At 72.0% G+C, this 12,050-nt stretch carries 11 protein-coding genes and 1 pseudogene; 2 read left to right on the top strand and 10 right to left on the bottom strand.

Annotated features, from left to right (window positions below):
* Nucleotides 1–36: 36 nt before the first annotated feature.
* The 7 genes and pseudogenes from ELX43_RS04060 to ELX43_RS04030 all read right to left on the bottom strand — a co-directional run.
* Nucleotides 37–360 (bottom strand): annotated as a pseudogene (locus ELX43_RS04060) (monovalent cation/H(+) antiporter subunit G); the annotation flags it as partial.
* On the bottom strand, nt 357–617 hold the full coding sequence (locus tag ELX43_RS04055; protein ID WP_127782245.1) for a monovalent cation/H+ antiporter complex subunit F: 261 nt from the start codon (nt 615–617) through the stop codon (nt 357–359). The pseudogene ELX43_RS04060 and the gene ELX43_RS04055, both read right to left, overlap by 4 nt.
* Nucleotides 614–1,165 carry a Na+/H+ antiporter subunit E gene (locus ELX43_RS04050; RefSeq protein WP_127782244.1) on the bottom strand — a complete coding sequence of 184 codons (552 nt, stop codon included), beginning with the start codon at nt 1,163–1,165 and terminating at the stop codon, nt 614–616. Before ELX43_RS04050 ends, ELX43_RS04055 begins: the two co-directional genes overlap by 4 nt.
* Nucleotides 1,162–2,676: a Na+/H+ antiporter subunit D gene (locus ELX43_RS04045; protein WP_241249857.1), complete on the bottom strand. Its 1,515-nt coding sequence runs from the start codon at nt 2,674–2,676 to the stop codon at nt 1,162–1,164. Before ELX43_RS04045 ends, ELX43_RS04050 begins: the two co-directional genes overlap by 4 nt.
* 56 nt (nt 2,677–2,732) lie before the next feature.
* Nucleotides 2,733–3,260 carry a Na(+)/H(+) antiporter subunit C gene (locus ELX43_RS04040; RefSeq protein WP_127782242.1) on the bottom strand — a complete coding sequence of 176 codons (528 nt, stop codon included), beginning with the start codon at nt 3,258–3,260 and terminating at the stop codon, nt 2,733–2,735.
* Entirely contained in the window at nt 3,257–6,286 is a 3,030-nt protein-coding gene (locus ELX43_RS04035; protein ID WP_127784659.1) for a Na+/H+ antiporter subunit A, read from the bottom strand. The genes ELX43_RS04040 and ELX43_RS04035 overlap by 4 nt, the downstream gene beginning before the upstream one ends.
* Nucleotides 6,287–6,445: 159 nt before the next feature.
* Nucleotides 6,446–6,937 carry a VOC family protein gene (locus ELX43_RS04030; protein WP_127782241.1) on the bottom strand — a complete coding sequence of 164 codons (492 nt, stop codon included), beginning with the start codon at nt 6,935–6,937 and terminating at the stop codon, nt 6,446–6,448.
* 213 nt (nt 6,938–7,150) lie between these two features.
* On the opposite strand from ELX43_RS04030, the gene ELX43_RS04025 reads away from it, so the two are divergent.
* Nucleotides 7,151–8,461: a lipase family protein gene (locus tag ELX43_RS04025; RefSeq protein WP_127782240.1), complete on the top strand. Its 1,311-nt coding sequence runs from the start codon at nt 7,151–7,153 to the stop codon at nt 8,459–8,461.
* Nucleotides 8,462–8,489: 28 nt separating this feature from the next.
* Here the strand turns inward: ELX43_RS04025 and ELX43_RS04020 are convergent, their stop codons facing one another.
* Nucleotides 8,490–8,852 (bottom strand): helix-turn-helix domain-containing protein, encoded by a 363-nt coding sequence (locus ELX43_RS04020; RefSeq protein WP_127782239.1) that lies wholly within the window; start codon nt 8,850–8,852, stop codon nt 8,490–8,492.
* Between the two features lie 75 nt (nt 8,853–8,927).
* Here ELX43_RS04020 and ELX43_RS04015 point away from each other — a divergent pair, with 75 nt between their 5' ends.
* The gene (locus ELX43_RS04015; protein WP_127782238.1) at nt 8,928–9,548 is read left to right on the top strand and encodes a malonic semialdehyde reductase; all 621 of its coding nucleotides are present in this window, start codon (nt 8,928–8,930) and stop codon (nt 9,546–9,548) included.
* A 112-nt stretch (nt 9,549–9,660) separates the two neighbouring features.
* On the opposite strand, the gene ELX43_RS04010 is transcribed toward ELX43_RS04015, so the two are convergent.
* Nucleotides 9,661–10,791 carry an acyl-CoA dehydrogenase family protein gene (locus ELX43_RS04010; RefSeq protein ID WP_127782237.1) on the bottom strand — a complete coding sequence of 377 codons (1,131 nt, stop codon included), beginning with the start codon at nt 10,789–10,791 and terminating at the stop codon, nt 9,661–9,663.
* Between the two features lies 1 nt (nt 10,792).
* Nucleotides 10,793–12,010 (bottom strand): acyl-CoA dehydrogenase family protein, encoded by a 1,218-nt coding sequence (locus ELX43_RS04005; RefSeq protein WP_127782236.1) that lies wholly within the window; start codon nt 12,008–12,010, stop codon nt 10,793–10,795.
* Nucleotides 12,011–12,050: the final 40 nt, after the last annotated feature.

Genomic DNA, 12,050 nt, shown 5'->3' with positions numbered 1-12,050 from the left:
CTCGCACATCGCCTCGCCGGTGCCCTCGTCCTCGGCCAGCTCGTCGGCCACCAGCAGGTCGGCGCGCACGCAGCGGTCCCGCTCCCGGTAGGCCGCGCGACTGAGCCGGTGCGCGACCACCGAGGCGGTGATCAGCTGGAACATCCCGGCCAGCACCAGCATCCCCACGTCGACGTTGCCGCGCAGCCGGATGGTGGCGCCGGCCAGCACCAGCAGCAGGCCGAGCACCTGCGGCTTGGCGCCGGCGTGCATGCGCGACATGGTGTCGGGGAAGCGCACCAGGGCGATCGAGGCGGTCAGGGCCAGCAGCGCACCGCCGAGCAGGGCGATGCCGGAGATCACGTCGAGAAAGGTGCTCACTGGTCGTCCCTCACTCGGAAGCGGGCGACGCTCACGCTGCCGACGAAGCTCAGCAGCGACAGCGCCACGATGGCGGGCACCGTGGAGGAGTCCTTGGTGACCGCGGCCTGCGCGCCCAGCGCGCACAGGATGACGGCCACCAGCACGTCCACCGCCACCACCCGGTCCAGCGTGGTGGGGCCACGCACGATGCGGACCACGGTGAACGCACCGGCCAGGGTGAAGATCACGGCGAGCACGACGGCGAGCACGGTCATCGCACACCTCCCCCGCTCGGGGACACCGCGCTCGGCTCGTCCGGGGACTCGAACGCCGCGATGAACCGGTCCTCCAGGCGTCGGACCTGCTCCTTGAAGCGCCGGATGTCCTTCTCCGAGCGGACGTCGAGGACGTGCGAGTAGATCACCCGGTTGGTGCGGTCGATCTCCATCACGATCGATCCCGGCACCAGGGTGAGGGTGGTGACGGTGAGGGCCAGCACCAGCTCGGACTCCACCCGCATGTGCGTGCGCACCACGGCGCTGCGCGGCGGTGGTCCGGGGCGGATGGCCAGCAGCGCCACCTGGGTGCTGGAGACCACCAGGTCCCACACCACGTGGGCGACCAGCTTGACCAGCGCCCACAGGTGCACCCGGCTCTCCACCGGCACCGGGGGCAGCGGCAGCAGGGTGCGGATGACGATGGCCACGACGATGCCGCCCAGGATGTTCGCGGCGGAGATGTTGCCCCACAGCAGCACCCAGACGGAGGCGAGCCAGGCGACCACGGCGGCGCCGTGCAGGGAGTTGCGGCGCAGGATCTTCATCGGCCCGCACCCGGCCCCAGCACCGTCTCGACGTAGTGCGCCGGCTGGCGCAGGTCGGTGGCGGCGCGGTCGGTGATGCCCACCAGTGGGCCGGCGAGCACGGTGAGCAGCATGCTCACCCCGATGATGCCGATGGTGGGCACCAGCATGCTGGCGGGCATGGGCCCGACCTTCTCGGCCACCGCGGTGTCCGAGGCGGCGGGGACCTTGGCCAGCGGGCCGGTCTCGGCCAGCTCCCCCTCGGGAGCATCCTCGCGGGGCCGCCAGAACGCCTTGGTCCACACCCGGGCGACGGCGTAGAGGGTGAGCAGGCTGGTGAGCACGCTGCCCACCACCAGCGCCCAGGCGAGCACGCTGCCGTCGGCGACCCCGGCCTGCAGCAGCGAGGTCTTGCCGATGAAGCCGGAGAACGGGGGGATGCCACCCAGGTTCATCGCCGGGATGAAGTAGAGCACCGCCAGCAGGGGGCTGGCCACGGCCAGGCCGCCGAGGCGTCGCAGCGACGTGGAGCCACCTTGGCGCTCCACCAGGCCGGCCACCAGGAACAGCGAGGTCTGCACGACGATGTGGTGCACCACGTAGTAGATGGCGCCGGACAGGCCCGCCTGCGAGGACAGCGCGATGCCGAACACCATGTAGCCGATGTGGCTGACCAGGGTGAAGCTCAGCAGCCGCTTGATGTCGTTCTGGGCCAGCGCGCCCAGGATGCCCACCAGCATGGTGAGCAGCCCGGCCACCATCAGCACCCGGTCCATCGCCCCACCCGGGAACAGCAGCGTCTGGGTGCGGATGATGGCGTAGACACCCACCTTGGTGAGCAGGCCGGCGAACACCGCGGTGACCGGTGCCGGTGCGGTCGGGTAGCTGTTGGGCAGCCACGCCGACATGGGGAACACCGCGGCCTTGAGGCAGAACGCCACCAGCAGCACCGCGAAGATGGCGTTGCGGGTTCCCTCCGGCACGTCGGGCATCCGCTGGGCGATCTGGGCCATGTTCAGCGTGCCGGTGGAGGCGTAGACGAAGCCGATGCCGGAGAGGAACACCAGCGACGACAGCAGGTTCACCGCCACGTAGGACACCCCTGCGCGGATCTGCTCCGCCGAGCCGCCCACCGTCAGCAGCACGTAGCTGGCCGCCAGCAGCACCTCGAAGCCCACGTAGAGGTTGAACAGGTCGCCAGCCAGGAAGGCGTTGCTCACGCCCGCCGACAGCGCCAGGTAGGTGGGCTGGAAGATCGACACCGGACGTTGCTCGTCACCGTCGCTGACACCCTGGCCCACCGCGAACAGCAGGACGGCCAGCAGCACCACCGCCGAGACCACCAGCATCAGCGCGGAGAGCCGGTCCACCACCAGGGTGATGCCCACCGGAGCGGCCCAGCCGCCCACCTGCACCGCGGCCATGCCGTCGCGGTCGACGAGCACCAGCAGGGCCACCGCCACCGCGAGCACGGCGGTGAGCACGACGATGCTGATCAGCCGCTGCGCGCGGGGCCGGCGGCCCATGACCATGGTGGCGGCAGCACCGAGCAGCGACAGCAGCACCGGCAGCGGAGCGAGGGTGGCGATCACTGCGGCTCCCCCCGGGTGCGGCCGCCCGGCCCGGGCACGCCGTCGGCGCCCACCGGTTCGGGGTCCTCGACGTCGAACTCCGACGGGTCGAACTCCGACTCGTCCACCTCGGGGGCGGGCTCACCGGTGACGGGGTCGTCGGAGCGGTCCCGGTCGGGAGCCTCGGCCAGGCTGCGTCGGGAGATCTTCGCCGACTCGGGGTCGTTCTCCACCAGGTCCTGCCGGTTGAGCCGGAACGCGCGGTAGGTCAGCGCCAGCACGAACGCGGCGAGCCCCATGGTGATGACGATCGAGGTGAGGATCATGCCCTGGGCCAGCGGGTCGGCCATCGGGCCGCCGTCACCGCGGCCCACGATCGGCGCGCTCCCGGAGGGTCCGCCCGAGGTGAGCAGCAGCAGGTTGGTGGCGTTGCCGATCAGCAGCACCCCCAGCAGCAGCCGGGTGACGCTGCGCTCGATGAGCAGGTAGATCCCGCAGGAGTAGAGCACCCCGATGACGACGAGCATCCCCAGGTTCGCGGTCATCGGTTCCACTCCTTTCGCTGTGTGTGAGCCGTGGGGTCGCTGCCGGTCCAGTCCCCTGCGTTGGCCGCCTCCAGCGACTCACGGTTGTCCGCGTCGCGGACCTCCTCGTCGGACTCCTCCTGCAGGTCCAGGCCGGCGCCGAGGCTGCGGAGCACGTCCAGCACCAGCCCGATGACGATGAGGTAGACGCCGATGTCGAAGAACAGCGCGGTGACCAGCTTGACGTGGCCCAGCACCGGCAGCGTCACCTCGATGATGGCCGAGGACAGCACCGGGGCGCCCAGGAGCACCGAGGCTCCGGCGGTGATGCCGGAGATCAGCAGACCCAGGCCGAGGATGAGCCCGGCGTCCACCGGCAGCGTCTCGCCCAGCTCGTAGCGACCGCCGGCGAGGTAGCGCACGGCCAGCGCCAGCCCCGCGACCAGGCCACCGGCAAAGCCGCCACCGGGGGCGTTGTGGCCGGCGAAGAGGAAGTACACCGACAGCACCATGATCGTGGGGAACACCAGCCGGGCGGTGATCTCCAGCATCAGCGAGCGGTAGCGCGGGTCGATCACGTCGCCGCCGCGCAGCCAGGTGGTGCCCTCCTGCGACCGCGGTGAGCTCTCCGGGAAGCCGGGCTCCTGCGCGGAGCTCGCGGTGGGCTGGTTCTCCGGGGGCGGCAGCGAGCCGCCGCCGCCGTCGTCGACGTCCGACACCCGCGGCGCGGTGCCCACTCGGCGGTGGCCGAACACCAGGCTGGCCACGCCGGTGGCCGCCACCAGCAGCACCGAGATCTCGCCGATGGTGTCCCAGGCGCGGATGTCCACCAGCAGCACGTTGACCACGTTGCGCCCGCCCGCCTCCAGGTACGACAGGTCGGGCAGCTGCAGCGCGATCGGCAGCGTGCTGCGGGCGTTGAGCGCGTACGCCCCCAGCACGGTGAGCAGGGTGCCCACCGCGATCGACAGCGCGGCACGCGGGCCCCGGCGGCCGATGGAGTTGCTGTCCAGCATCTCCGGCGGCAGCTTGCGCAGCACGAGCACGAAGGTCACCAGCAGCAGCGTCTCCACCAGGAACTGGGTGAGGGCGAGGTCCGGGGCACCGTGCAGGGCAAAGATGACGCCGCTGGCGTAGCCGGTGACGCCGACCAGCAGCACCCCGGCGAGGCGGTTGCGCACCTGGGTGGCCGCCAGCGCGGCCACCACCGCCAGCAGCCCGATCACCACCTGCAGCGGCGCGTCCCACAGCTTCAGCCGGAGACCGGTGTCGGTGCCGATGGCCAGGAACACCGAGGGCAGCACCAGCAGCACCAGCAGGATGGTGGTGAGGTTCAGCGGCAGCGAGCCGCGCTGCGTGGTGCCGGTGAGCTTCTGGGACAGCACGTCGGCCTGGCGCAGCACGCCGTCGTAGATCCGGTCGGCGTTGCCCAGCGGCGGGCTGGCCCACTGCAGGCGCACCACCTGCTCCCGCGCCACGAACAGCAGACCACCCCCGAGGAAGGCCACCCCGGTGAGCGCCAGCGCCGGGCCGAGGCCGTGCCACAGGGCCAGGTGGTAGGACTGGGAGCCGGGCAGGGTGTCGGCGTAGTCGGCGAAGATGTCGCTGATGAGGGGCGCGAACAGCCCGTCCAGCAGACCGGCCACGGTGAGCACGGCGGGTGCCACCAGGAACAGCGGGCTGGGGGCGTGCAGCTTGCGCACCTTGGCGCTGGGCTCCGCCTCACCCTTGGCGCCGAACGCACCCCAGACGAAGCGCAGGCTGTAGGCCACCGTCAGCGCCGAGCCGGCGACCAGGCCCACCAGGGTGAGGGTGGAGGCCGTCCCGGCGCTCAGGCCCCAGGTGGCCGGCAGGCCAGAGTGCAGCAGCGCGTCGAAGGCCGCCTCCTTGCCCACGAAGCCGATGAAGGGCGGGACGCCGGCCATGCTCGCGGCCGCAGCGATGGCGACCACCGCCAGCAGCGGCTGCTTTCGGCCCAGCCCGCTGAGCTTGCGCAGGTCCCGGGTGCCGGTGGAGTGGTCGATGATGCCGACGACGAGGAACAGGGTGGCCTTGAACAGGGCGTGGGCCACCAGCATGGCCATCCCCGCCAGCGCCATGTCCCGGGTGCCCGCACCCACCAGCACGGTGAGGAAGCCGAGCTGGCTGACGGTGCCGAAGGCCAGCACCAGCTTGAGGTCGTTCTCCCGCAGCGACCGCCACCCGGCGATGAGCATGGCGGCCAGGCCGAGGGTGATCACCAGGGGCCGCCACGCGGCGGCGTCGGCGAAGCCCGGTGCCAGCCGCGCCACCAGGTAGATGCCGGCCTTCACCATGGCCGCGGCGTGCAGGTAGGCGCTCACCGGGGTGGGAGCGGCCATCGCGCCGGGCAGCCAGAAGTGCAGGGGGACGATGGCCGACTTGCTCAGCGCACCGACGAGCACCAGCACGATGCCCACACCGGTGAGCCAGCTGTGCGAGGTGATCAGCCCGGGGCCGGCGGCCACCACGTCGGAGAGCAGGTAGCTGCCGGTGAGCCGGCCCAGGATCACGATGCCCACCAGCATCGCCAGGCCACCACCGGTGGTGACCAGCAGCGCCTGCGTGGCGGCCCGACGGCTGCGGGCCTTGCTGGCGTAGTGACCCACCAGCAGGAAGGACAGGACGGTGGTGAGCTCCCAGAACATGTAGAGCAGGAGCATGTTGTCGCTCAGGACCAGGCCGTACATGGCCCCGGCGAAGGCCACCATCAGACCGGCGAACAGCCCGAGGCGCGGCTCGTCGTCGTCGAAGTAGCGGGAGCAGTACAGCAGCACCAGCGCACCGACCCCGGTGACCAGCACGCAGAGGATCGAGGCGAGCGGGTCCAGCCGGAGGACGAAGTTGAGGTCCAGGCCAGGTATCCACTGGTGGTAGATCTCCTGGACGGTGCCCATGGTGCGCACCGACCACACCAGGCCGGCGGCGGGAACAGCGGCCAGGACCAGGAACGCCCTGCGACCCATCCAGCGCACGAGCGCAGGCGCGAGCAGCGCCGCGGCGGCATGGATGATCAGCAGTAAGAGCAGGGGGAGCTCCGTCAGTGGGTCACACAGCCGGACGCACACGGTCCGGCAGCACGGGCGGGAGGTTTATCCACATCTTACCGGTGGATGCTGCCCTGCTCACGGGCAGTACTGATAAATCGGACACATCGGACCACGCCGACTGCTCAGCCGCGTGCCGCCTCAGCCCGGGTGCCGCACGGAGTCGAACAGCGCCACCATGTCCGGGGACAGGCGCAGCAGCTCGACGTGCGGGGCGCCGCCCGCGGTGCCGTCGAGGTAGGCGAACTCCATGCCGGTACCGGGGAAGGTGCCCGACTGGGTGACCGTCAGCCCCTGGGCACGGGCCTGCTCCAGCGCCGCGTCGAAGTCCTCGGGCACCCAGGCCACGTGGTGCAGCCCGGGGCCGCTGGTCTGCAGGTGCTCGGTGTAGAGGCTGGGCCCGGACACCGGCCGGATGAGCTCCACCTGCTGCTCCCCGAAGTAGCCCAGCGCCACGTCGATGACGAAGTCGGCGGGCTCCCCGCGGTACGTGGCGTGCTCGGGCCCGAACACCACGTTGGGCACCCGCATCCAGTGCGGCACCCCGAGCGTGTCCGTGAACCACTGCTCGGCGGCCTCGAGGTCCTCCACCACCCAGCAGATCTGGAAGATCGGTCCACTCACCAGGCTCATGCGCACCTCCGGCCACCGCCAAGGGCCTCGCTGGCCCCGCCACCGTCCATCCAGCCACGTCGAGGTGAGCAGGACAAGGGCAGGTCACCGGCCACCGAGCGCGGCGGCGCCGTGGTGCGTGACTCAGGCCACTTGCTGTGTCACGGTGAGCCCGGGCAGCCCGCTGCCGCGGCAGTCGTCGCGCACCTGTCCCGCAAGGAGAGGTGAGGACCCATGCTCGCTCGGCACCGGTTGCGGACCATCCCCGTCATCGCCCTGGCCGCAGTGGGGCTGACGGTGCTGGCCACCGCGCCCGCCGGCGCCGCTGCTCCCGGCGCCGCCGCTCCCGGAGACGCTGCCCTGGGCGGCGCTGCGTTCTACACGCCACCCGCGGAGCTGCCCGCGACCAACGGCGACCTCGTCCGCCACCGGCCCGCCACGGTGGCCTACCTGGGCGTGCCCGCCACCACGATCATGTACAAGAGCACCGACGCGAACGGCGAGGCCGTGGCTGTCACCGGAACGGTGCTGCAGGCCACCGCCCCGTGGCGTGGCGGCGGCGACCGCCCGCTGATCAGCTACGCGGTGGGCACCATCGGTCAGGGCGACCAGTGCGCGCCGTCGGTGCTGCTCGGCCAGGGCTTGGAGTACGAGGCGATCACCCTGCCCTCGCTGCTGGCCGCGGGCGCCAACGTGGTGGTCACCGACTATCTCGGCCTGGGCACCCCCGACCGGGTGCACAGCTACCTCAACCCGGTGGAGGAGGCGCACGCCGTGCTCGACGCCGCCACCGCTGCGCAGAACCTGGGCCGCGAGGTGCCTGGCCTCGACGTCCCCGCCGACGGCCCGGTCGGCATCTACGGCTACTCCCAGGGCGGGCAGGCGGCGGGGGCTGCAGCCGAGCTGCACTCCACCTACGCCCCGCAGGTGAACCTGGTGGGCAGCGCGGTGGGGGCTCCCCCGGCCGACGTGGTCCCGGTGGCGATGGGCAGCGACGGCACCATCCTCTCCGGGGCGCTGGGCTACGCGATCAACAGCCTCGCCGCCAACGACCCCCAGCTGGCGGCCGCCTTCGACGCTCGGCTGAACCAGCGCGGGAAGGACTTCGTCCAGGCCGTGCGCACGCAGTGCCTGGGCGAGACCATCCTGCGGTTCGGCTTCCAGCAGTCCGGCCAGTACACCGTCGACGGTCAGCCGTTCACCTCCTTCCTGTTCACCGAGCCCTTCGCCTCGGCGCTGGCCGACCTGCGGGTGGGTCGGCACACCCCGGACGCCCCGGTCTACCTCTGGAGCGGCACCAACGACGACGTGGTCCCCATCGGGCAGGTTCGCCAGCTCGCCGCGGACTGGTGCGCCCAGCCGGGCACCAGGGTGCAGCTGCAGGAGATCACCCTGCCGGCGGTGTTCCCCGGGGTCGGCATCGGCCACGCGCTGCCGTTCGTGCTCGGTGCGCCCGACGCCCAGCGCTGGCTCTACGAGCGCTTCGTGGCTGCGGCCACCGGCAGCACCGGCCCGGCGCCGAGCACCTGCGCTCCGCAGGGCTGAGCTGCAGCAGGGCTGAGCCGCAGCGTGGTCAGCTGTTGGGGCAGCCACCCTCGGGCAGGTTGTCCCTGGCCCAGGCGGTGAGCTCGCTCAGCGCCGGCAGCAGCGCCTGACCGGCGGGGGTGAGGCTGTACTCCACCGCCACCGGCGGGCCCTCCGCGACGGTGCGCTGCACTAGCCCCGCCTTGCTCAGCTCGCTGAGCCGCTCGGAGAGCACCGAGTCGCTGATGCCCCCGACCCCGCGGCGCAGCACGGCGAAGCCGGCCGGCCCGGCCAGCAGGGTGGCGAGGATGACGCCGTTCCAGCGCTTGCCCAGAAACCCGAACGCCCGCGCGAGCGCGGCGTCACAGACGCGCGGCTCGTGCAGGGGGGCACTCTCGGCTGGACTCACCACACCATCATAGGCAGGTGCTAGCGTCTCTCTTGTTGCTTGTTTTTTCGAAGCCAATAGGAAGTAGGTAGCACCCACGTGACCTCCACGACGAGCTCCACCGCCGGTACCGCGATCGACGAGCTCAGCCGTCAGATCCTGTTCACCGAGGCGCGCACCGCCAACGCCTTCACCGACACCCCCGTGACCGACGACGAGCTCGCCGGCATCTGGGACCTGGCCAAGTGGGCGCCCACCGCCGCCAACACCCAGCCGATGCGGGTGCTCTACGTGCGCACCGACGAAGGCAAGGCGCGGCTGCTGCCGCACATGGCCGAGGGCAACCAGGCCAAGACCGCCTCCGCCCCCGCGGTCGCCGTGCTCGCCGTGGACAGCCGCTTCCACGACCACCTGCCCACCGTCTTCCCGATCAACCCGGGGATGCGCGACGCCTTCGAGGCGGACGAGGCCATGCGCACCGGCATGGGCACGTTCAACGCCGCGCTGCAGGCCGGCTACTTCATCCTGGCCGTGCGCGCGGCCGGCCTGGCCGCAGGCCCGATGGCCGGCTTCGACCACGCCGGCATCGACGCGGAGTTCTTCGCCGACGGCCGCTGGCGCTCGCAGCTGGTGGTGAACATCGGCCACCCCGCCGCGGAGAACGCCTGGTTCGACCGGCTGCCCCGCCTGGAGCAGGCCGACACCCTCACCTGGGCCTGACTCCCCCGCTCCCCCCGGCGTTCAGGGCCCGCATCGCCGGCAACGGCCCCCGAAAAGGGCGTTGCGGGCCCTGAACGCCTCGAAGCTGAAGGCCCGAAGGGGGACGCCGGGCTCAGGCTGGGGAGCCGATCGCGCCGCCGTGCTCGAGCACCTCGGCCAGCTCTGCCTCCACCGCGGCCGCGCTGCCCAGGGTGAAGGCGATCTGGCGGCCCCACAGGAAGTAGCGGTGGATCGGGTAGTCGATGTCCGCGCCCATGCCGCCGTGCAGGTGCTGGGTGGCGTGCACCGCGCGGAGCCCACCCTTGGCCGCCCACCACTTGGCCACCAGGGTGGCCGCCCGCGCCTCGTCCTCCTGCCCGGCATCCATCAGCCAGGCCGCCTTCTGGGTGGTCAGCCGGATGCTCTCGGTGTCCAGGTAGGCGTCCGCCGCGCGCACCGCCACGGCCTGGTTGGTGGACAGCGGCCGACCGAACTGCACCCGCTCGGAGGTGTACCTGGCGGTCATCGCCAGCGCCTCCTCGCACACGCCCAGCTGCAGCGCCGCGAGCGCCAGCTGGGCCCGTCGGCGCACCCAGGCGGTGATCTCCGCGCCGTCGCCGGGCAGCACATCCTCCTGGCCCACCGCCACCCCGGACAGGCTCAGCGCCGCCGCGCTCTCGTGGTTGGTGACGTGCACCGGGGTGACCGTGACGCCGGCGCGGTCGGTGGGCACCACCACCACCATCACCTCGCCGGAGGGCAGCAGCACCGGAGCGAGCACCGCGGCGGCGCGCTGCGCGGCGGGGACCACCGGCACCTCCCCGTGCAGGGTCCAGCCCTGCCCCGCCAGCTCGGCCCGCAGCACCGCCGCCACCCCGGCCGGCACGTCGAAGGCGCCGGTGACCAGGGTGGAGCCGTCCAGCAGCGAGGGCAGCCAGCGCTGCTGCTGCTCGGGTGAGCCGTGCTCGGCCAGCGGCAGCACGGCCATGCTCAGCACCGCCCACAGCGGCACGGGCGCCACCCGGCGGCCCTGCTGCTCCAGCAGGGTGATCATCCCCAGCGTGCCCAGCCCGGCGCCGCCGTGCACCTCGCCCACCGCGATGCCCACCAGGCCGGCCTCGCTGAGCACCCGCCACAGCTTCTCGTCGAAACCGCTGCCGTCGCGCTCGGCGGCGCGGAGCCGGTCCACCTCGCCGAGGTCGGTGAAGATCTGCCCGGCCAGCTCGCGCACGGAGGCCAGGTCGTCGTCAAGCTCGAACTCCATGTCAGCTCTTTCCACTCGTGCTGGGCTGCTTCGGGTCCTCGCGGCGCCGGGCGGCCAGGGCCATGCCCAGGCACTTGGCGGCCACGATCTCGCGCATCACCTCGTTGGTGCCACCGCCGAAGGTGTTGTTCTGCGCCCGTCGGGCCAGTGCCTCCACCCGGCCCTGGATGGCGGCGCCGTGGCTCTCGGCGCGGAGCAGCCCCTCGGCGCCCAGCACCTCCTGCAGCATCCCGTAGGCGTTGACCACGGCCTCGGTGCCGAAGATCTTGGCGGCCGCGGAGTCCCCACCGCCCAGGGTTCCGGCGGCCACGTCGGCCACCAGCCGCAGGTTCATCAGGTCAGCCGCGCTGAGCAGCGTGTAGACCTCGGCCAGCTTGGCGCGCACCCAGGGCTGGTCGTAGGGCCGCCGGCCGTCCGGGTGCGTCTCCTTGGCCCAGGCCAGCACCTCGGCGAACAGCTCGTTGGCCACCCCGCCGCGGGCGGCCAGCGCCACCCGCTCGTGGTTGAGCTGGTGGGTGATCAGCTGCCAGCCGGCGTTGAGCTCGCCGACCACGTTGGTCAGCGGCACCCGGACGTTGTCGTAGTAGGTGGCGGCGGTGCTGATGCCGCCCACGGTGTGGATCTCGGTGACCGAGAAGCCCGGGGCGCTGGTGGGCACCAGCACCACCGAGATGCCCTGGTGGCGCGGGGCGTCCGGGTCGGTGCGCACCGCCAGCCAGATCCAGCCCGCGAAGACGCCGGCGCTGGTGAAGATCTTGTTGCCGTTGATCACCAGCTCGTCGCCGTCGACGGTGGCCTTGGTCTGCAGCGACGCCAGGTCGGTGCCCGCGCCCGGCTCGGTGTAGCCGATGGCGAAGATCAGCTCGCCGGTGAGGATGGGCGGCAGGAAGAAGTCCTTCTGCTGCTGGGTGCCGTGCTTCATCAGCGCCGGCGCCACCGTGTTCAGGGTGACGAGTGACAGCGGGGCGTTGGCCCGGATCACCTCGTCGTAGAAGACGTAGAGGGCCTCCGGGTCCTCCCCCCGGCCGCCGTACTCGGCGGGAAAGCCCAGCCCCAGCCACCCGTCCCGGCCCATCTGGCGCAGGATCCGGGTGAAGACCGGCCCGCCCTCGGTCTGGTGGACCAGCGCGCGGCGGTCCTCGTCGTTGATGGTGGCGGCGAAGTAGTCGCGCAGCTCGCGGCGCAGCTGCTTCGACTCGGCGGACAGGTCCAGGTGCATCGGGGTGGCTCCTGCGAGTGGTGGGGGAAGTGGTCAGGTC

The sequence above is a fragment of the Rhodococcus sp. X156 genome (genome assembly GCF_004006015.1).
Lineage (GTDB): Bacteria > Actinomycetota > Actinomycetes > Mycobacteriales > Mycobacteriaceae > X156.
This window is presented reverse-complemented; position numbering and strand designations above follow the sequence as displayed.

What these genes read in the sequence shown, in the direction of transcription:
- ELX43_RS04055 (WP_127782245.1), bottom strand. Translation starts at nt 617, where the DNA reads ATGACCGTGCTCGCCGTCGTGCTCGCCGTGATCTTCACCCTGGCCGGT.
- ELX43_RS04050 (WP_127782244.1), bottom strand. Translation starts at nt 1,165, where the DNA reads ATGAAGATCCTGCGCCGCAACTCCCTGCACGGCGCCGCCGTGGTCGCC.
- ELX43_RS04045 (WP_241249857.1), bottom strand. Translation starts at nt 2,676, where the DNA reads ATGGTCATGGGCCGCCGGCCCCGCGCGCAGCGGCTGATCAGCATCGTC.
- ELX43_RS04040 (WP_127782242.1), bottom strand. Translation starts at nt 3,260, where the DNA reads ATGACCGCGAACCTGGGGATGCTCGTCGTCATCGGGGTGCTCTACTCC.
- ELX43_RS04030 (WP_127782241.1), bottom strand. Translation starts at nt 6,937, where the DNA reads ATGAGCCTGGTGAGTGGACCGATCTTCCAGATCTGCTGGGTGGTGGAG.
- ELX43_RS04025 (WP_127782240.1), top strand. Translation starts at nt 7,151, where the DNA reads ATGCTCGCTCGGCACCGGTTGCGGACCATCCCCGTCATCGCCCTGGCC.
- ELX43_RS04010 (WP_127782237.1), bottom strand. Translation starts at nt 10,791, where the DNA reads ATGGAGTTCGAGCTTGACGACGACCTGGCCTCCGTGCGCGAGCTGGCC.
- ELX43_RS04005 (WP_127782236.1), bottom strand. Translation starts at nt 12,010, where the DNA reads ATGCACCTGGACCTGTCCGCCGAGTCGAAGCAGCTGCGCCGCGAGCTG.